An 18,601-nucleotide genomic window follows, 5' to 3' on the forward strand; every position below is an offset into this window, starting at 1 on the left:
TTGGCCGATGCCGGCCCAGCACGCGGGACGAGGCCTGGTCGGCCTCGCGCAGGATCGGGTTCTCCACCTGCGTGTAGCCGCCGCAGCTGATCAGGAACTCGTAGAACGACGACACCGCAGCCAGCACCCGGTTGCAGGTGCGCGCCGACAACCGACGCCCGTCCCCGCTGACCAAACCGAGCTGGCTGCGCTGCGCCCGCCCGGCCGAGGACTGAACCCGCAGCCAGCCCAGGAACTCCGTGGCCAGCATCGGGGAGAACCCACTGACCGGCTCGCCACGCTCGTCGAGGAACTGCAGCAGCTTCATCAGGTCGTAGGCGTAGGCCCGGACTGTGTTCGGCGAGTACTCCCGCACCGCCAACGACGACAGGAACGCCGACACCTCTGCCACCGGCACCTCGCAGTCGTCGACCACAGCCACCGTCGGCTCTCCTGGCCGCTCCGGTTCGCATTTCACCACTCGCATGACCGCGAACTAGATCATGAACCGTCGTCGTCTGACCTGCAGCTTCCTCGTCGTGGCGTAGGAGATGTCCAGATAAGTGGTGGCCTGCAGTTCAGCCAGGCGACCTGGGAGGACTTCGGCGGCACCGCGCACGCCCCGCGCGCCGACGCCGCGACCAGGGAACAGCAGATCGCGGTCGCCACGAAGGTCCGCGACCAGCGCGGCGGCTACGGCAGCTGGCCCGCCTGCGCCCGCAAGCTCGGACTCCCGCGATGACCCCCGCGACGACCCCCGAACAGACCCTCGCGAGCACCCCCGCGATGAGTCCCACGATGACCCCCGCACCTGGGAGCAGCGCCCCGCCGAGCCCCGCCTACCCTTGGGGGTCATGACCCCGCCCGAGCCCCCCGCGCCGTCGTCCGAGGGGGGCGCGCGCATCGGGAACCGCTACCGCCTGGAGGAGCGCATCGGCGCCGGGGCGATGGGCGCGGTGTGGCGCGGGACGGACGAGCTGCTCAACCGCACCGTCGCGATCAAGGAGCTGATCGTCGCGGGCGCCCCGATGGGCCACGGGAACGACGCCGCCGAGGAGTCCCGCCAGCGGCTGCTGCGCGAGGGCCGGATCGGGGCGCGTCTGCAGCACCCGCACGTCATCAGCATGTTCGACGTCGTGGTGCACGACGAGCGGCCCTGGCTCGTCATGGAGTACCTCCCCAGCCGCTCGTTCGCGGTGGTCCTGGGGGAGAAGGGCCCGATGACGCCGAAGGACGCCGCGGCCGTCGGCGTGCAGATCGCGGACGGGCTGGCCGCGGCGCACGCGGCCGGGGTGGTGCACCGCGACATCAAGCCCGGGAACGTCCTGATCGCCGAGGACGGCCGCGCCAAGATCACCGACTTCGGCGTCTCCCGCGCCGTGGACGACGTGCAGCTCACCCGCACCGGCATGATCGCGGGCACCCCGGCCTTCCTCGCCCCCGAGGTGGCGCGCGGCCAGGAGCCGACCAGCGCGTCGGACGTGTTCGCGCTCGGCGCCACGCTCTACGCCGCGGTCGAGGGCGAGCCGCCGTTCGGACTGGACGACAACGCCTACGCCCTGCTCCACAAGGTCGCGACCGGCCGCATCCGCCCGCCGGAGCACGCGGGCGCGCTGACCGCCCTGCTCATGCGCCTGATGGCCAACGAGCCCGGCGACCGGCCCACCGCGTCGCAGGCCAGGGACGCCCTGTCCGCGATCGCGGCGGGCGGGTCCGCGGCCGGGATGGTGGCGACGGCGCCGGTCACGCAGGTCGCCGCAGTAGCGTCCCCGCCGCCGCCGGAGGGTCCGCGCACCCTCACCGACCTGCCCGCCGCGCCCCCGCCGAGCACGCCCCCGACCCGCCGCCGGTGGGTCCCGATCCTCGTCGGCGTGCTGGCCGTGCTGGTGGTGGGCGCCGGCGTCCTGATCGGTGCGCTGCGCGCGAACACCGGGCAGCAGGAGGACCCGCCGCCGGTCGCGGCGGGGCCGACCACCACGGCCGCGCCGCGCACCACCACCGCCGCGCCGACGACCACGACGCCCCGCCCCACCACCACGACCCCGACGACGACCCCCGCGAGCGACGGCGCGGTGGCCTTCGTGCAGGACTACTACGGGCTGCTGCCCGAGGACCCGGACGCCGCGTTCGTACGGCTCAGCCCGCAGGCGCAGGCGGCCTCGGGCGGGATCTCCGGCTTCCGGAACTTCTACGCGGGCATCCGGGACGTGCAGGTGCAGAACGCCCGCAGCTCGGGGAACGGCCAGGTCTCGGCCACCATCGTCTTCACCAGGGCGGACGGCTCCACCAGCAGCGAGCCCTACACGTTCACCGTGCAGGACGACCTGATCCAGTCCTTCTCGCGGGCCTGAGCGGACCGCCGCCTCACGCCGTCTGGGAGGCCGGTTCCTGCAGGTGCGCGGTGACCCACCCCACCACCTCGCGGACGAACTGCGCCCGGTGGGCGACGGCGTGGGTCTCGTGGCCCTCGTCGTCGAAGAGCAGCAGCCGGGGGGTGGCGCCGCGCTGCTCCAGGGCCGCGACCATGCGCAGCGCCTCGCCCAGCGGGACGTTCGTGTCGTAGCGCCCGTGCACCACCATCAGCGGGGCCCGGATCTCGTCGACGGCGTGGATCGGCGACAGCGAGCGCAGCAGCTCGCGGTCCGCCACCGGGTCCCCGTACTTCGTGGTCGCCGACGACGCGATCCACGGCTCGGTCTCGGCGTAGAAGGTCTCGAGGTCGCTCATCCCGCACACGTCCACACCCACCGCGAACAGCGACGGGAACCAGGCCAGTGCGACGAGCGTGAGGTACCCGCCGTAGGACCGCCCGGACACCCCGATCCGGTCCGGGTCCGCGAGCCCGGACGTGCGCAGGAACGTGACGGCCGCCCGCACGTCGGTGATGGCGGTGAACCGCTGGTCCAGGTCGTCCGCCTGGGAGAACGCGCGGCCGAACCCGGCCGAGCCGCGGACGTTCGGCGCGAAGACCTGCACCCCGGCCGCGACCAGCGCCTGGAACAGCGGGTGGAACACCGGCCGTTCCTGCGCCTCCGGCCCGCCGTGCAGCCAGATCAGCGTGGGCGCCGCGCCGTAGGCGGTGTGGGGCCGGAACAGCCAGCCGGTCAGCCCGAGCCCGTCCTCGCCGCGGAACTCGTGCAGCGTGGGTTCGACGAAGTCCTCGACCACCTCGATCTCGCCGGGGAGCACCGCGACCGGCTCGGCCAGGGGCACGTCCAGCGCGATCCGCGTGATGCCCGGCGGCATCGTGGGGCCCTCCGACGCGACGAGCAGCGTGTGCCCGTCCCGGGTGAACGCCAGCCCGGTCACGACGTCCCCGGGCTGGTCGGAGACCGGGGAGGAGAGCCCGTCCCGCAGGTCGACGAGCTCCAGCTCGCTGCGTCCGTCGACGTTCCAGGACAGCACGGCGCGGGCGCCCGCGGGGTCGAGCGCGTAGGCGTCCAGATCGTCTCCGCCGCGGGCGGCGACCTCCCAGGCCAGGGAGACGTCGTCGTCGGACACGGTGCAGGCGAGCAGCGCGGGGCGGTCCCGACCGGCGTCGGTGTGCAGGTAGAGGACGGACCCGGTGACGCCGAACCGCGCGTCCGCGACGGTGGCGTCGTGGCCGGGCAGCAGCTCCACCCGACGCCCGGTCCACAGGTCGATCAGCTCCAGGCCGCGGCGGCCGCGCCGCCCGGTCCGCACCACGACGATCCGTCCGTCCCGGCTCACCGCGCACACCACGGCGGCGGGCCCGGAGGCGAGGACCGTCGAGGACCCGTCCCGGACGTCGACGAGGCAGGCCGTGCCGTCCCCGTCCGGGCCGTAGATCGTGACGCCGACCTGGCGTCCGCTCGGCGACCACGCACCGAGGGTGACCGCGAGCGACCCGGCGGCGATCTCGCGGCGCTCCACCCCGTTCGGCGACAGCAGCAGGACCCGCGTCCGCTCCCCGCCGCCGGGGGCGATCTGCACGGCCAGCCACGCGCCGTCCGGCGACCACGAGAGGGCCACGACGTCGCAGGCCACGGTCGGGTCCACCTCGGTGTCCAACGGCGCGGCGGGCTCCTCGCCGAACGGCGCCACCCACGCCCGCGGCCGCCCGTCCCGGTCGGAGATCCAGGCCAGCAGCGTGCCGTCGGGGGACGGCAGCGGGGACCGGTAGGAGGGGACGATCAGCTGATCGCCGAGGTCACCGGCCAGTTGGGCGCGCCGCCGTTCGGTGAAGCTCTCCACTCATATCCCCCTCTCCTGCAACCACATCTCCAGCAGTGCTACCTGCCACAACGCGTTCGAACCCAGGTTGGTGCGCTGCGTGTTCGGATCCGCCAGCATCCGCTCCAGCCAGTCGCTGCGGACCAGCCCCCGGGCCTTGGCCACGGGATCGGTGACGGCGGCACGCACCCGTTCGAGGAACGGCCCCTCCAGGTGCCGGATGGCCGGTACCGGGAAGTATCCCTTCGGCCGGTCGATGACCGCGTCCGGGACGACGCCGCGGGCCGCCTTCTTCAGGACCCCCTTGCCGCCTTCGCTGAGTTTCAGTTCTGGTGGGCACGCCGCCGCCAGCTCCACGAGCTCGTGGTCCAGGAACGGGACCCGTGCCTCGAGCCCCCAGGCCATGGTCATGTTGTCGACGCGCTTGACCGGATCGTCCACGAGCATGATCGTGCTGTCCAGCCTCAGTGCCGCATCCAGTGTGCGCTCCGCCCCCGGCTGCGCGAAATGTGAGGTGATGAACGCGCGGCTGGGATCGTGGTCGAGCAGCCACTCGGGTTCGAGGATGGAGGCCAGGTCGCTGTGCGGCCGGTCGGTGAACACGGCCTGGTAGGCCTCCACGGCCTGGTCCCGCGGTGTGGCGGCCAGCGGCGGGTACCAGTCGTAGCCGGCGAACACCTCGTCGGCGCCCTGCCCGCTCTGCACGACCGTCACCGACTTGGCGACCTCCTCGCTGAGCAGGTAGAACGCCACACAGTCGTGGCTGACCATGGGCTCGGACATCGCCGTGATCGTGTCGTCGACGGCGGGGAGCATCCGGGCGGGGTCGACCAGGATCTGCTGGTGGTCGGTCCCGAACTCCTTGGCGACGATGTCGCTGTACTCGAACTCGTCGCCCTTCTCCCCGCCGGCGGCGTGGAAGCCCACGGAGAAGGTCTTGAGGTCCCGCTGCCCCTCCTGCGCCAGCAGCGCGACGATCAGGGACGAGTCGAGGCCGCCGCTGAGTAGCACCCCGACCGGCACGTCCGCGACCATCCGGCGCCGGACGGCGGCGCGCAGCCCCTCGAGCACGGCCTCGGTCCAGTCCGGCACGGACAGCCGTCGCTCGTGGACGGGGGTCCAGTAGACGTGGTCGGAGAACGTGCCGTTCGCCTCGTAGGTCCGCACGGTGGCGGGCGGCAGCTTCCGGACGCCGTTCAGGATCGTCCGCGGCGCCGGCACCACCGAGTGGAAGGTCATGTAGTGGTGCAGCGCGACCGGGTCGATGGACGTGTCGACCTCGCCCGCCGCCAGCAGCGCCGGCAGCGAGGAGGCGAACCGGATCCGGCGCGGGCCGGGGGAGTAGTACAGCGGCTTGATCCCCAGCCGGTCGCGGCCCAGGACGAGCCGCCCGGTGTCCCGCTCGGACACCGCGAACGCGAACATCCCCTTGAAGTGCTCCACACAGGCCGCGCCCCAGTGCGCGTAGGCCTTGAGCACGGTCTCGGTGTCCGAGTTCGAGAAGAACGTGTGCCCCGCGGCCTCCAGCTCGGTGCGCAGCTCGCGGTAGTTGTAGATGCAACCGTTGAACACCACGGCCAGGCCGAGCGCCGAGTCGACCATCGGCTGCGCCCCGCGCTCCGACAGGTCGATGATCTTCAGCCTGCGGTGCCCCAGCGCGACCGGCCCCGCGGCGTGCACCCCGGTCCCGTCCGGCCCCCGCCGTTCGAGGGCCTTGGTGATCCGCGCGACCACCGCCGGATCCGCCGCCTCCCCGTCGAACCGCATCTCGCCCGCGATACCGCACATGTGCCACTCCCTACCCGTGCGCGGCGAGTGGTGCCAGAGCACCACTCGCCGCGCACGACCTCAGCGCAAGATCCAGGTGTCCTTCGCCCCGCCGCCCCGCGACGAGTTGACGATCAGTGAGCCTGCCGGCGCGACCCGGGACAGGGTGGCGGGCACCACGTCGAGGTGCGCGTTGCCGCCGTACTGGCTCTGGAAGACGAACGCGCGCAGGTCGACCGCGCGCGGCTCCAACCGGCGCCCCGAGAAGGTCGGGTGCGTGGAGAGCTGCACCATGTCCTGCGCCACCCACCGCGCGGGCTCGGCGCGGATCTGCTTCTCCACCTCGGTGAGCTCGGAGCGCTCGGCGTGCGGGCCGATCACGATCCCGCTGCCGCCGTAGCCGTCGACCGGCTTGAGGACGAGCTCGTCCAGCCGGTCGAGCACCTCGGCGCGCCGCGCGTCGTCGACGCACGGGTAGGTCGGCACCGAGTCGAGCAGCGGCTCCTCGCCGAGGTAGAAGCGGATCATGTCCGGGACGTAGGCGTAGACCAGCTTGTCGTCCGCGAGCCCGTTGCCCAGGGCGTTGAGCAGCGCGACCCGCCCCTTGGCGACGGCGGCGGCCAGGGCCCGTCCGATCGGGCGCATGTCCGCGCCGCGCGAGGACATGAGGTCCTTCTCGTCCATCCGACGGTAGAGCGCGGAGAGCCGCCGCTTGCTGCCGACCGACACCAGGTAGACGCCCTCGTCGGTGACCTGCAGGTCCCGCGGGGTGACCACCGGGACCCCCATCTGCGTGGCGAGCAGCTCGTGTTCGAAGAACGCGGAGTCCGACGGGCCGGACGAGAGCAGCGCCACCTCGTCGTGCCCCGGGGTGCCGGTCTCGGTGGCGGAGAGCAGCGCGGCCCGCAGCCGCCCGGGCACGTCCTCCAACCCGACGACGCCGGTGGGCGGCTCGAGATCGCTCATCACCGACCGCACGAGCCGCCGGGACATGATCGAGTACCCGATGCCCGAGGGCACCCGCAGGTTGTCCTCCAGGACGAGCCAGTGGTCCGGGGCGTCTCGGACCAGGTCGATCCCGGCCACCGCGATCCGGACGACGTCCGCGGGCACGATCTCGCCGTTGCGGTGCCTGCCGGGTGCGTTGTCGAGCACGGCGGCCGGCACGATCCCGTCCCGGACGATCCGGCGGTCGCCGTAGGCGTCCCGCAGGAAGTGCTCGAGGGCCTGGACGCGCTGGCCGAGGCCGGGTTCCAGCGTCTGCCAGTCGTCCGCCGTGATGATCCGCGGGACCAGGTCCAGCGGGAACAGCCGACCGTCGTCCCCGAAGGTGACGCCGCGGGCGCGCTGCTCGGTCGCCAGCGCGGCCTCGGCCGCGACCAGGCCGCGCGGCCCGAGCCGGTCGAGCGCCCGGAACATCCAGCCGTAGGCGGGCAGCACGGTGCCGCCGTCGGAGACGGCCTCGTCGAAGGTGGCGGGGTGGTAGTCCTGCAGCAGGGCCTGGGCCAGCGGCGCCTCGACCGGCGGGTCGATCGCCAGCAGCCTGCCCTGGGTGTTCTCGATCAGGGCGTCGACGACGTCCACCAGCTCGCCGCGCCGCCCGTACATCCGCCGCTGCCGGGCCGCCCCGGACCCGCGCAGCAGCGTGCCCTGGGACAGCTCCAGGACCTGCTCCCAGTCGCCGAGCTCCTCCAGCTGCGGGCGCAGGCTCTGCACCAGCTGCCCGACGAGCAGCGGCGGGCTGACGAGCGTGGGCCCCGCCAGGTCGACGAGGTCGCCCTCCAGCCCGGACCGGGCGGCCCGCCAGGCCGCGGCCCGCAGCAGCTCCTGGCTGACCGCGGGCAGCGGCTGCCCCGCGTCGATCTCCTCGCGCGCCCGGCAGACCAGGGCACGGAACAGCCCGGCGATGAGCACGACGTCGTCCACCTCGGTGCACGCGTCGCACACCCGCAGCTCGACGGTCGGCACGTGCGCGCTGGGCCGGATGTCGAAGTAGAGCATCCCCGGGTCGGAGATGGTGCCGCTGGCGATCAGCTGAGCCACCATCGCGTCGTACTCGGCGCCCGTCTCGACCATCGCCGGCGGCCCCGCCGTGGGCCAACGCGACCACACCATGCTGCGGTAGCTGGCGTAGCCCGTGTCGTGCCCGCGCCAGTACGGGGAGCTCGCGGAGATCGCGAGCAGGATGCTCAGATACGGCGCCACCCGCCGCACGACCTGCACCGCGGTGTCCCGGTCCGGCACGTCCACGTGCACCTGCGCCCCGCAGATGTGCTGCTCGCGCACCAGCATCTGGTACTCGTGCTGCATCTTCTCGTAGCGGGCGCCCGCGGAGATGTCGTCCCCGGTCAGGTCGACGAGCGGGACGGTGCCCGCCGCGACGATCCCGAGCCCGCGCGGGCTCGCCACCGACTCCAGCCTGGCGCGGAGCCTGCGGAGGTGTCCGCCCAGCTCGTCGAGGGTCTCGCAGACCGGGGTGTTGGTCTCGACCAGCGAACGCTGCAGCTCCCGCGCGAACTCCGCCCCGTCGAGCTCGGGGAGCAGGACGTCGACCTCCGGCGCGGCGCGCCGGGTCGTGAGATCCACGACGTGGAACTCCTCCTCGACCCCGAGAAGGGGTCTCCCGGCGGCACTCATGCGAGTGACGCTAGGTGCGAATTGTTACGGGCGCATAGCCCCCAGACGGCCGCCACACCCGCTTGTACCCACCCCGGCGCCCCCTCAGCCGTAGGCCGCCTCGAAGAACGCCAGCTCCAGATCCACCGCCTCGCCGAACCGCCTGCTCACCCGGACGACGTGCGACGAGTGCGCGGCGGCCCGGTCGAACTCGGCCCGCAGGAAGTCCACCCACGCCGCGAACGCGGGGCCCCGGTGCAGGTCGATCCACTCCGCGGCGATCGGGTCGGCGGGCGTCGGCGCGTCGCGCGCCGCCCAGTCGAGGTAGAGCCACTCGGCCACCAGCAGCACGGCGAGGATCTCGGCGTAGCTCGCGTCCGCGCGCGCGGTGTCCATCAGCTCGACGAACCCGCGGGTCGGGGCGGCGAGCCCGGCCGTGGCCTCGGTTTCGGCCGAGACGCCGAGCGTGCGGAACGAGGACAGGAAGAACTCGTGCTCGTCGCCCGCGACCAGCCCGACCTGGCGGGCGTGGACCACCCGCGCGGCGGGATCGTCGCAGGTCGCGACGGCCGCGCCCATCAGGGCGAGGAACGCGTCGCAGAACTGGAAGTCCTGCACGAGGTAGCGGGCGAGGACCGTCCGGTCCACCGTGCCCGCCCACAGCTCGTCGACGAACCGGTGCCCGACGGCGGCGGCCCAGGTCTCGGCGTGGGTCCTGCGGAGCTCTTCGGAGAACGACACGGGGATCAAGTCTCGCCGACGACCGTCGCGTACTCGTCGGGGGTGTTGACGTTGACCAGTGACCGCAGCGCGGGATCGGCCGCGGCCAGCGCGGGATCCGCCAGCAGCTCCGCGGCCTCCACCCGGCGGACGTCGACGGTCGCGAACAGGTCGGGCGGTCGGCTGCGGCCCGCGGTGAGCAGGTCGGCGACGGTCGCGGCGAGCCCCACCCGGTACGCCGCGGCGAGGGGCTGGTGGTGGCCGTGCGCCACCGGGAGCAGCACGTCGTGGTCCCCGAGCAGGTCCAGCACCCGCCGGACGTAGGCCGGGTGCAGCAGCGGGAGGTCCACCGACGCGACGAACGCGGCGTCCGCCCGGCCCGCCACCGCGGCGAGCCCGGTCGCGATGCCCTGCAGCGGCCCGCGCCCCGCGACGGGGTCGGCGACGGTCTCGGCGCCGGTCGCCGGCAGGTCCTGCCCCGGCGCCCCCACCACGACCACCGGCCCGACGACGCCGCCGACGGTCGCGACGACGTGCGCCAGCAGGGGCGTGCCGCGCCAGTCCAACCACGCCTTCGACCGGCCCATCCGGGACGAGCGTCCACCCGCCAGCACGATCCCCGCCGCCCGCACCCGGTTCCCCCTGTCGTCGCCCCGCCGCACGGCTGCCAGCATGCCGCAGGCTCCTGCCCGGCCCGGCCCTGACGCTCGGGACGCCCAAGCACCGCTCAGCGACGCTTGGGACGCCCAAGCGTCAGCCGCCACCCACCACCGGAGCCGCGATCCGCATCACCCGCCCGTCCGCGCCCAGCTCCCCGCCCAGCATCTCCACCTCGCCCGCCGCGACCCGCTCGGCGGTCCAGGCGCAGGCCAGGGCGTCGAGGCAGTCGTCGAGCCGGGCGCCTGCGGGGAGGTCGGTGAACACCGACGGCGACACCCAGGTGCCCAGCGCGGCGAGCCGTCTGCCGACCCCGCGGGCCGTCTTCTTCGAGGCGAAATCACCGGGGAGCAGCCCGCGGAACGCCAGCTCGGGCGAGGCCTCCACGACCGTCGGCGGCAGGTCGACGGACAGCCAGTCCAGGATCTGCCGCCGGATGTTCCAGGTCTGGATGCTGATGCCCTTGCCGGTGAGCCGCCGCGCCACCGCGACGGCCTCGGCGTGCGAGGCGGCCTGCAGCACCGGCAGCGGGGGCGCCGGGAAGATCGACGACCGGGCCCGGCCCAGCCGGGCCGCGGCCAGCCCGTCGCACGGTCGCCACCCGGACACCGGCACCGCGAGCGGGATGTCGACCGCCACCGCGTCGCAGCCCGCCGTCAGCGCGACGACCTCGGCGGCCGAGACCACGACGTCCCACCGGACGGGTGCGAGCCGGACCACGACCCACCCTCCGGGCACCCCGTCCACACCGGCGACCCTCATGAGGCAGGATTCTCGTCGTGCGCGTCTACCTCGGCAGTGACCACGCCGGTTTCGAGCTCAAGGCGGCCCTGGTGAAGCACCTGGGCGGCAAGGGATACGACGTCGTGGACGTCGGCGCCCTCACCTACGACCCGGAGGACGACTACCCCGCCTTCTGCATCGACACCGCGCGGAAGGTGGTGAACGACCCGGGCAGCCTCGGCGTCGTCATCGGCGGGTCGGGCAACGGCGAGCAGATCGCCGCGAACAAGGTGAAGGGGATCCGCGCCGCCCTGGCGTGGAACGTCGACACCGCGAAGCTGAGCCGCGAGCACAACGACGCGCAGGTCGTCGGGATCGGCGCCCGCCAGCACACCGAGGCGGAGGCCTTCGCGATCGTCGAGGCCTTCCTCGCCACCCCGTTCAGCCACGGCGAGCGCCACCAGCGGCGCATCGACCAGGTGTCCGCGTACGAACGTGCCTGAGGGCCACACCCTCCACCGGCTCGCCCGCAGGCACCAGAAGCTCTTCGCGCGCAGGCCCGTGCGGGTCACCAGTCCGCAGGGCCGCTTCGCCGACTCCGCCGCCCTGCTCGACGGCCAGGTGCTCACCCGCGCCGAGGCCCACGGCAAGCACCTGTTCCACACCTTCGCCGCGGACCTCGTGGTGCACGTCCACCTGGGTCTCTACGGCACGTTCGACGAGGGCGAGCTGCCCGCGCCGGAGCCTCGCGGACAGCTGCGGATGCGGCTGGTCGGGGAGACCCACTTCGCGGACCTGCGCGGCCCCACGGCGTGCGAGCTGCTCACCCGCGCCGAGGTGAAGGCCATCCGGGAGCGTCTCGGCCCCGACCCGCTGCGCCGGGACTTCGACCCGGACCGGGTGTACGCCCGGCTCGCGAGGAGCTCGAGCCCGCTCGCCACGCTGCTGATGGACCAGAAGGTGATCAGCGGCGTCGGGAACGTGTACCGCGCCGAGCTGCTGTTCCGCCACCGCCTGGACCCGCAGACCTCCGGCCGGGCGCTGGACCGGGGCACGTGGGACGCGATGGCCGCGGACCTCGTCGCCCTGATGAAGGACGGCGTGCGGAAGGGCCGGATCGACACGGTGCGACCGGAGGACGACCCCCGGCGCAAGGGGCTCGCCCCGCGGAAGGACCGCCACGGCGGCGAGGTGTACGTCTACCGCCGGGCCGGGCTGCCCTGCCACGTCTGCGGCACCACCGTGCTGACCGTGACCCACCAGGCCCGCAACCTGTTCTGGTGCCCCACCTGCCAACCCTCGTGAGCGGCGATGGTCGCCCTGGCGACCATCGCCGCTCACGGGTCGACGCGCGGGATCGGCGGGGTGCGGGCAGGCTCGGGGGATGCCCGAAGGCCACACCGTGCACCGCATGGCCCGCCTGCAGCGCCGCCGGTTCGCGGGGGCGCCGGTCGCGGTGAGCAGCCCCCAGGGCCGCTTCGCCACGGACGCCGAGCTGGTCGACGGCCGGGTGCTCGCCGCCGTCGAGGCGCACGGCAAGCACCTGTTCCAGCACTACGGCCCGGATCTCGTCGTGCACGTCCACCTGGGTCTGTGGGGTCGGTTCCCCAACCGGCGGCTCCCCCTGCCGGAGCCGCGGGGCCAGGTCCGGATGCGGATGGTCGGCGAGACCCACTACGCCGACCTGCGTGGACCCTCGGCCTGCGCGGTGCTCACCGACGTCGAGGTGAAGGCCATCCGCGCCCGCCTCGGCCCCGACCCGCTGCGCGCCGACGCGGACCCGGAGGAGGCCTGGCGCCGGATCTCGCGCTCCCGCGCGCCGCTGGCGTCGCTGTTGATGGACCAGAGCGTGATCGCCGGGCTGGGGAACGTCTTCCGGGCCGAGACCCTGTTCCGGTGCGGCCTCGACCCGCAGCGGGCGGGCCGTGACCTCGGCCGCGAGCGGTTCGACGCCCTGTGGGCCGACCTGACCGACATGCTGCGGGCGGGGGAGCGGGCGGGCCGGATCGAGACGACCTGCGTGCCCGGGGGCGACGACGGGAACAGCGCCTGCGCTGGCGCGGTCTACACCTACCGCCGCGCCGGGCGCCCCTGTCTGGTGTGCGGCACCCCGATCGCCCGCACGACCCACCAGGGCCGCAACCTCTTCTGGTGCCCCCGGTGCCAGGCGGCGGACGACCCCGGAAAGCACTGACCGGCCCGGGACTGAGCGCTCCGGGCCGGTCTGTGTCGCATGGCCGGTCGTGCCGGCCGAGGTCTGCTCCGAGCATGGATTACCCGATCATCGGATTCGCAAACCCCCGATGATCAGAAGTCGAACCCTCCGCCGAAATCTCCGCCCCCGCCGAAGTCGCCTCCGCCGAAGTCCCCGCCACCGAAGTCGCCACCGCCGTCGCCGCCCATGTCGCCGCCGTCGGCCCCCATGTCACCGCCGCCCATGTCCTCGGCCTGCGCGTCCGCCAGGCCCTGCTCGTAGCCGCCCGCGTAGGCGCTGCCTGCCATGCCGGAGAACATCGCGCTGAACAGCAGCGCCGACCCGACACCCCAGGCGCCCGCCACCAGCGCCGGCTTCCACCACGGCTCGGAGTACCAGCCCGCCGGGACCGGCCGCCCCGCGACGTTCCCGCCCGGGTAGTAGTGCGAGTTGCGGTCCGAGGGGTTCGGCGAGGCGCTGTAGCTCTGGCCCTCGACGTCGACGTTCCGCTCCTCGGTGACCGCGCCCGCGCGCTGCTGACCGGGCAGCGGCGGCAGCTCGGGGCCGGGGTCCATGTCCATGGCCAGCCGCGCGGCCCGGACGTAGTAGAGGCCCTCGTAGGCGGTCTCGGTCACGCCGCGGGCCTGCGCCGGGGTCTTCGCCTGCTCCATCTGCGAGCCCGCGGCGTTGTAGCGCTCGGACGCGTCGGCGAGCGCCTGCTTCGCGGCCTCGTTCGTGCCGATCAGGTTCAGCACCTGGCCGCCGAGGCGCTCGAGCCAGCGGCGCGCGTCGGACTTGGCGTCCTCCAGCTGTGCGGCCTGGCCCGCGCCACGGTTGCGGACCAGCCAGATGACACCACCCACCACGGCGAGCAGGATCAGAATGGTCACGAGGTCCACGGGTCTCTCTCCCTGTACTCCGAATCGTCTACGGAGATAACGGACGAAAGCCCGCGTCCGTTCCCGGGGCTACCCTGCCAGGGTGTCCGAGAGCAAGCCCGTCGAGGCCTGGATGACCGACATGGACGGCGTGCTCGTCCACGAGGGGAACATCATCCCCGGCGCCGACGAGTTCGTGAAGCGTCTGCGCGAGACCGAGACTCCCTTCCTGGTCCTCACCAACAACTCGATCTACACCCCGCGCGACCTGCAGTTCCGGCTGCGCAACACCGGCATCGACGTCCCGGTGGAGTCGATCTGGACCTCCGCGCTGGCCACCGCGACCTTCCTCGACCAGCAGCGCCCCGGCGGCTCGGCCTACGTGGTGGGCGAGGCGGGCCTGACCACGGCCCTGCACGAGATCGGGTACGTGCTCACCGACTCCGCGCCGGACTACGTGGTGCTGGGGGAGACCCGCACCTACAGCTTCGAGGCGGTGACGACGGCGATCCGGCTGGTCGAGGCGGGCGCCCGGTTCGTCGCCACCAACCCGGACGCCACCGGGCCGTCGAACGAGGGGTCGCTGCCCGCGACCGGCTCGGTCGCCGCGCTGATCACCCGGGCCACCGGGGTGGACCCCTACTTCGTGGGCAAGCCGAACCCGCTGATGATGCGCGCCGCGCTCAACCGTCTCGGCGCCCACTCCGAGACCACGGTGATGATCGGGGACCGGATGGACACCGACGTCGTCGCGGGCCTGGAGGCGGGCATGCGCACGGTGCTGGTGCTCAGCGGGATCATGCGTGCCGACCGGGTGGACAGGTACCCGTACCGGCCGAACCGGGTGGTCTCGTCCATCGCCGAGCTGGTCGACGACGTGTAGCGGTCGGCCCAGGTGGTCCACGCCGGCGGGCACGCCGGCGTGGACCGGCGGCCGGTGAGGGAGGGGTGTCTCCCGGCCGCGGGAGGGGCGCCCCGTGTCCGCCCGGTCACCCGTTCGGGTACTCGGCGCCTCGGGGGGAGACTCGCCGGGCTCTCACGCCGTGTTACGGCGCGTTCGGACCATTTCATCATGCTCCGGACTTGCGAATCACACACATGTGATTACCCTCGGACGTCATGAGTGACACCGTGTGGTGGAGCTGCCCGGAATGCGGTTCCTATGCCGAGATGTCCGGCGAGGAGACGGCGGGTTTCGCCGTCGAGTGCCCGGACTGCCCGAGCCCGATGGTCTCCCAGTGGGTCTGGGACGAGCCGAACGCCGCCTGATCCTCAGCGACGTGGTCCGCCCGGAGCCCCACCGCCGGCCGACGGGGTGGTCCGGGTGTCGATCCGGACCGGCAACGAGACGGCGTAGCCGCCCGTCGGGTCGCCGGTGACGGTCGCCAGCTGGGACGCGCCGCCGTCGTCGCCGAAGACACCGTCGGTGTCGAGGCTCAGCTCCGCGAGGTTCGGCACCGAGGACGCGTAGCCGGACTGTGCGTAGACCGCCTCGCAGACGTCCCGCGGCAGCGCGACCTGCGAGGTCGCGACGGCGTTCGCGGAGTCGGTGATGCTCGCCCCGTCCGGGTAGACCTCGAGGTGCACGTGCGGCCACCGGCCCGGGTAGCAGGCCGGGAAGACGCTCGTGAAGCGCACCGTGCCGTCGGCGTCCGCGATCTGCACACCGCGCAGGTAGTTCTCGTTCTCGACGCCCTCGGAGTAGAGCGAGTAGCGACCCTCCCGGTCGCAGTGCCACACGTACACGGCCACACCCGCGAAGGCCGAGCCTCCGTTCGCCAGGTCGGCGACCGTCAGCTCCAGGGTCATCGGAACGCCCTCGGCCGTCGCCGACCCGGTGCCGATGCTGGAGCGGATGTCGCTGCGGACGATCCCGCTCTCGGCCAGCGCGTTCGGCCCGTTGGAGCCGTCCCCGGGATAGGGGCCCGCGGTCTCGTCGGGGATCTCGCCCGCGCTCGTGGTGGCCGTCGCGGCGCTCGACGTCGTGGTGCCCGCCCCGCAGGCCGCCAGACCCAGGGTGGCCGCCCCGACACCCAGCACGCGCAGCATCCGCCTGCGCCCGAGCAGCGTGCCCATGTCGAACGCGAGCCCCTGGTCGACGACCTCCTCGTCGGGTCGGGGGAGGCGGCGGCCCCGGTAGGCCGGGGAGTGCGACATCTCGTTCGGCATGGGACGAACGCTAGGGAGTCGGGCTGTGGGTCTGCTGTGCGGCGCCTGTGACCGGCCGGAGCACCGCGAGGTGCCCGGGGATCTGCTCCCGCACGCCCGCCGCCCGCATCGGCACCGCCGCGATGGTGGCCGAGTGGTCCACGACGACCCGCTCCCAGCGGCTGGGCGGGAACGCGTCGGCGAGCTCGGCGTCGCCGAAGGGCCGCGGCCGCGGGATCCCGGTCTCCAGGGCCCTGGCCAGCGGCCGGGGGATGCCGTGGGGGCCCGCACCCAGGCTCTCGAGGTAGCCGAGCAGCGGGCCCGGGAAGTCCGTCTCGGCGATCAGGACCGACCCCCGGCGCCCGACGAGCGCGGCCGCGGTCTCGGCCACCCGGCGTCGGGCGGCCGGGTCGAGGATGTGCAGCACGCCGCGCAGGAACACGGTGCAGTCGCCCAGCTCGGCGTGCAGCGCCCGGCCCAGCGCCGGGTCGGTGATGTCGCCGACCCGGAAGTCCCCGGCCCCGGCCCGCGCCACCGCGGCGGGCGCGATGTCCACCCCCACCACGCGGTCGCCCAGCGCCCGGGTCACCAGGCCGCTGCCGCAGCCGAGGTCGACGACCGGCAGCGCGGGATCGGCGTGCCGGGCCAGCAGCGCGGCGTAGTGCGCGGCCTCGGCGGGGTCCTGCGCGTCCCACAGGACCTCGTCCGTCTCGGCCCAGTAGCGCTCCCAGCGGGTCGAGCGGTCCCGGGGGGCGCGCAGGCTGAGCCGGATGACGTGGAGGAGGAGCCGGGCCCGACGGACGTTCACCGGTGGACGGTCGTCCGCAGCAGCTGCTCCGTTTCGGCCGCGGGGAGCGGTCTTCCCCACAGCCAGCCCTGCCCGTACCGGCAGCCGAGCTTCTCCAGGGCGGTGGCCTGGGCCTCGGTCTCGACCCCCTCGGCCACCGCGGCCAGCCCGAACGCGTCGACGACGGCGAGCAGCGCCGCCGCCACCCGGTGCGTGCCCGCGTCGGAGTCCAGGCCGGTGATCAACGAGCGGTCGATCTTGATGAGGTCCACGAACAGCCTGCGCACGTAGGTCAGGGACGAACACCCCGTGCCGAAGTCGTCGATGGCCACCCCGACACCGGCGGCGCGCAGCGACTCCATCGTCTGCAGCGTCTGCGCGTCCTCGCCCATCATCTGCGTCTCGGTGACCTCGAGCAGCACGTCCCGCGCAGGCACCCCGTGGCGGGCCAGGCAGGCCGCGACCGTGTCGGCGAAGCGCGGCGACCGGAACCCGACGGGTGAGATGTTCACGTGCAGCCCGAACGGCCGGTCCCCGAGCACGGTCGCCCGCCACCGCGCCAGCTGGGCCACGGCCGCGTCGAGCACCCAGGTGTCCAGCGTGACGACCAGGCCGGTCGCCTCCGCCACCGCCACGAAGTCCTCGGGCGGCAGCGGCCCGCGGACCGGGTGGTTCCAGCGCGCGAGCGCCTCCACGCCGGCCAGCCCGCGCCCGGCCAGCTCGACGATCGGCTGGTAGTGCACCTCCAGCCGGTTCTCGGCGAGCGCGCCGCGCAGGTCCTCGGCCAGCCGGAGCCGGGCGAGCGCCGCGGCGTGCATCGCGGGCTCGTAGATCTGCACGGTCCCCGGCGCCTCGGCCTTGGCCGCGTACATCGCGGTGTCGGCATCCCGCAGCAGGGTGTCGGCGCGCTGTCCGCGGGTGGCGAAGCAGACCCCGATGCTCGCCCCGACCCAGCAGGCGTGCCCGCCCGCGTGCACCGGGTGGGCCAGCGCCGCGAGGATGCGGTCCGCCACCTCCATCACCGGCTCGACCTCGCCGTCGAGCACAACCACGGCGAACTCGTCGCCCCCCAGCCGCGCGACGGTGTCCGTCTCGTGCACGACCTGCCGCAGCAGCTCTGCGACCTCGACCAGCAGCAGGTCGCCGACGGCGTGGCCGAACGTGTCGTTGACCGCCTTGAAGCCGTCCAGGTCGAGGACCAGCACGGCGGGCGGCGCGGCGCCGAGCTCGGCGTGCGCCATGGCCCGCTCGATCCGGTCGCCCAGCAGGGAGCGGTTCGCCAGCCCGGTCAGCGGGTCGTAGAGCGCGACCCGTTCGAGCTCCTGCCGCGCGGTGTGGAGCTGCTGGGTGCGCTCCGCGACCCGCGCCTCGAGATCCTCGTTGAGGGCGGCGAGCTCCTCGGCCATCATGTTGAGCCCCATGACGACGGCGTCGATCCGGTCCCCGGCGTCGGACACCGGCATCCGCCGGTCGAGGCGCCCGGACGCCAGCTCGACGACCAGGTCCACGAGCTGGTCGAGCCGGGCGTCGGCCGGGTCGGTCATCCCCGCAACCACCCCAGGGCGAGGTCCTCGTCGGTGAAGAAGCGGGTGGGGACGGGCTGGCTGCGCACGCCCAGGGCGAAGTTCGCCAGCACCCGGTCGACCGCGGAGCTGCCGAGCAGCGCGATCCGGCTGGCCGTGCAGCGGCGGGCGAACACCATGCGGGCCTCCCGGCTGAGCGACCCGGTCCCGCGCATCACCACGAGCAGCGGGTGTTCGGTGTCGCCGTTGAGCTCGTCCACCCGGCGCATCGCCCGCTCGGCCAGCTCGCCGGAGATCGCGACGCCCTGGCGCCAGCTCAGCCGGACCAGCCCGTCCGCCTCGACGACGAACGCCATGGAGTCCGGCGCGTCGTCATGCTCGTCCACCGCGACACCCTAGCGTCCCGGCCACTCTC

At 73.7% G+C, this 18,601-nt stretch carries 17 protein-coding genes and 2 pseudogenes; 7 read left to right on the plus strand and 12 right to left on the minus strand.

What is annotated here, in order from left to right; translation table 11 throughout:
* The coding region (locus L3X23_RS34665; protein WP_237198206.1) for a site-specific integrase at window positions 1-421 on the minus strand (421 nt) is incomplete at its 3' end.
* Between the two features lie 123 nt (window positions 422-544).
* Here L3X23_RS34665 and L3X23_RS34670 point away from each other — a divergent pair.
* Window positions 545-721, plus strand: a pseudogene (locus tag L3X23_RS34670) (transglycosylase family protein); the annotation flags it as partial.
* A 112-nt stretch (window positions 722-833) separates the two neighbouring features.
* Window positions 834-2,330, plus strand: coding sequence for a serine/threonine-protein kinase (locus tag L3X23_RS34675; RefSeq protein ID WP_237190142.1), 1,497 nt, complete (start codon window positions 834-836; stop codon window positions 2,328-2,330).
* Window positions 2,331-2,343: 13 nt separating this feature from the next.
* Here the strand turns inward: L3X23_RS34675 and L3X23_RS36510 are convergent, their stop codons facing one another.
* The 6 genes and pseudogenes from L3X23_RS36510 to L3X23_RS34705 form a co-directional block, all read right to left on the minus strand.
* Window positions 2,344-4,194, minus strand: a complete 1,851-nt coding sequence (locus tag L3X23_RS36510) for a prolyl oligopeptidase family serine peptidase (RefSeq protein WP_237190143.1) — start codon at window positions 4,192-4,194, stop codon at window positions 2,344-2,346.
* A complete protein-coding gene (locus tag L3X23_RS34685) occupies window positions 4,195-5,961 on the minus strand; it encodes an N-acetylglutaminylglutamine amidotransferase (RefSeq protein WP_093089040.1) in 1,767 nt (588 codons plus the stop codon).
* Between the two features lie 60 nt (window positions 5,962-6,021).
* Entirely contained in the window at window positions 6,022-8,577 is a 2,556-nt protein-coding gene (locus L3X23_RS34690) for a carboxylate--amine ligase/circularly permuted type 2 ATP-grasp protein (RefSeq protein WP_237190144.1), read from the minus strand.
* 150 nt (window positions 8,578-8,727) lie between these two features.
* Window positions 8,728-9,297, minus strand: a pseudogene (locus L3X23_RS34695) (TenA family protein); the annotation flags it as partial.
* A 5-nt stretch (window positions 9,298-9,302) separates the two neighbouring features.
* Complete coding sequence (locus L3X23_RS34700; RefSeq protein ID WP_237190146.1) at window positions 9,303-9,950, minus strand: molybdenum cofactor guanylyltransferase; 648 nt, start codon at window positions 9,948-9,950, stop codon at window positions 9,303-9,305.
* Window positions 9,951-10,029: 79 nt separating this feature from the next.
* Window positions 10,030-10,695, minus strand: a complete 666-nt coding sequence (locus L3X23_RS34705) for a DUF429 domain-containing protein (protein WP_237190147.1) — start codon at window positions 10,693-10,695, stop codon at window positions 10,030-10,032.
* A gap of 17 nt (window positions 10,696-10,712) precedes the next feature.
* On the opposite strand from L3X23_RS34705, the gene L3X23_RS34710 reads away from it, so the two are divergent.
* The 3 genes from L3X23_RS34710 to L3X23_RS34720 all read left to right on the plus strand — a co-directional run bounded on the left by L3X23_RS34710 (window position 10,713) and on the right by L3X23_RS34720 (window position 12,850).
* Complete coding sequence (locus L3X23_RS34710; protein ID WP_237190148.1) at window positions 10,713-11,159, plus strand: ribose-5-phosphate isomerase; 447 nt, start codon at window positions 10,713-10,715, stop codon at window positions 11,157-11,159.
* The gene (locus L3X23_RS34715) at window positions 11,152-11,961 is read left to right on the plus strand and encodes an Fpg/Nei family DNA glycosylase (protein ID WP_237190149.1); all 810 of its coding nucleotides are present in this window, start codon (window positions 11,152-11,154) and stop codon (window positions 11,959-11,961) included. Before L3X23_RS34710 ends, L3X23_RS34715 begins: the two co-directional genes overlap by 8 nt.
* 79 nt (window positions 11,962-12,040) lie before the next feature.
* On the plus strand, window positions 12,041-12,850 hold the full coding sequence (locus L3X23_RS34720; protein ID WP_237190150.1) for an Fpg/Nei family DNA glycosylase: 810 nt from the start codon (window positions 12,041-12,043) through the stop codon (window positions 12,848-12,850).
* Between the two features lie 113 nt (window positions 12,851-12,963).
* On the opposite strand, the gene L3X23_RS34725 is transcribed toward L3X23_RS34720, so the two are convergent.
* Window positions 12,964-13,749 (minus strand): hypothetical protein, encoded by a 786-nt coding sequence (locus tag L3X23_RS34725; RefSeq protein ID WP_237190151.1) that lies wholly within the window; start codon window positions 13,747-13,749, stop codon window positions 12,964-12,966.
* Window positions 13,750-13,870: 121 nt separating this feature from the next.
* Here L3X23_RS34725 and L3X23_RS34730 point away from each other — a divergent pair, with 121 nt between their 5' ends.
* The gene (locus L3X23_RS34730) at window positions 13,871-14,611 is read left to right on the plus strand and encodes an HAD-IIA family hydrolase (RefSeq protein WP_218129991.1); all 741 of its coding nucleotides are present in this window, start codon (window positions 13,871-13,873) and stop codon (window positions 14,609-14,611) included.
* Window positions 14,612-14,847: 236 nt separating this feature from the next.
* Window positions 14,848-14,997 carry a hypothetical protein gene (locus L3X23_RS34735; RefSeq protein WP_237190152.1) on the plus strand — a complete coding sequence of 50 codons (150 nt, stop codon included), beginning with the start codon at window positions 14,848-14,850 and terminating at the stop codon, window positions 14,995-14,997.
* A 3-nt stretch (window positions 14,998-15,000) separates the two neighbouring features.
* Here the strand turns inward: L3X23_RS34735 and L3X23_RS34740 are convergent, their stop codons facing one another.
* From L3X23_RS34740 to L3X23_RS34755, 4 genes are read right to left on the minus strand one after another with little or no spacing between them, the layout of a single operon-like run.
* Window positions 15,001-15,897, minus strand: coding sequence for an intradiol ring-cleavage dioxygenase (locus L3X23_RS34740; protein WP_237190153.1), 897 nt, complete (start codon window positions 15,895-15,897; stop codon window positions 15,001-15,003).
* Between the two features lie 10 nt (window positions 15,898-15,907).
* Entirely contained in the window at window positions 15,908-16,684 is a 777-nt protein-coding gene (locus L3X23_RS34745; protein WP_237190154.1) for a class I SAM-dependent methyltransferase, read from the minus strand.
* Window positions 16,681-18,207 carry a bifunctional diguanylate cyclase/phosphodiesterase gene (locus tag L3X23_RS34750; protein ID WP_237190155.1) on the minus strand — a complete coding sequence of 509 codons (1,527 nt, stop codon included), beginning with the start codon at window positions 18,205-18,207 and terminating at the stop codon, window positions 16,681-16,683. The genes L3X23_RS34745 and L3X23_RS34750 overlap by 4 nt, the downstream gene beginning before the upstream one ends.
* The gene (locus L3X23_RS34755) at window positions 18,204-18,572 is read right to left on the minus strand and encodes a hypothetical protein (protein WP_218129982.1); all 369 of its coding nucleotides are present in this window, start codon (window positions 18,570-18,572) and stop codon (window positions 18,204-18,206) included. Before L3X23_RS34755 ends, L3X23_RS34750 begins: the two co-directional genes overlap by 4 nt.
* Between the last annotated feature and the right edge of the window lie 29 nt (window positions 18,573-18,601).

Origin of the sequence: Pseudonocardia sp. WMMC193 (genome assembly GCF_021728735.1) — a bacterium.
GTDB classification, from domain to species: domain Bacteria; phylum Actinomycetota; class Actinomycetes; order Mycobacteriales; family Pseudonocardiaceae; genus Pseudonocardia; species Pseudonocardia oroxyli.

Bases quoted from the DNA above. Each gene is read 5' to 3' on its own strand.
- L3X23_RS34675 (WP_237190142.1), top strand. From the start codon at position 834: ATGACCCCGCCCGAGCCCCCCGCGCCGTCGTCCGAGGGGGGCGCGCGC.
- L3X23_RS34685 (WP_093089040.1), bottom strand. From the start codon at position 5,961: ATGTGCGGTATCGCGGGCGAGATGCGGTTCGACGGGGAGGCGGCGGAT.
- L3X23_RS34690 (WP_237190144.1), bottom strand. From the start codon at position 8,577: ATGAGTGCCGCCGGGAGACCCCTTCTCGGGGTCGAGGAGGAGTTCCAC.
- L3X23_RS34700 (WP_237190146.1), bottom strand. From the start codon at position 9,950: ATGCTGGCAGCCGTGCGGCGGGGCGACGACAGGGGGAACCGGGTGCGG.
- L3X23_RS34705 (WP_237190147.1), bottom strand. From the start codon at position 10,695: ATGAGGGTCGCCGGTGTGGACGGGGTGCCCGGAGGGTGGGTCGTGGTC.
- L3X23_RS34720 (WP_237190150.1), top strand. From the start codon at position 12,041: ATGCCCGAAGGCCACACCGTGCACCGCATGGCCCGCCTGCAGCGCCGC.
- L3X23_RS34730 (WP_218129991.1), top strand. From the start codon at position 13,871: ATGGACGGCGTGCTCGTCCACGAGGGGAACATCATCCCCGGCGCCGAC.
- L3X23_RS34735 (WP_237190152.1), top strand. From the start codon at position 14,848: ATGAGTGACACCGTGTGGTGGAGCTGCCCGGAATGCGGTTCCTATGCC.
- L3X23_RS34740 (WP_237190153.1), bottom strand. From the start codon at position 15,897: ATGCCGAACGAGATGTCGCACTCCCCGGCCTACCGGGGCCGCCGCCTC.
- L3X23_RS34750 (WP_237190155.1), bottom strand. From the start codon at position 18,207: ATGACCGACCCGGCCGACGCCCGGCTCGACCAGCTCGTGGACCTGGTC.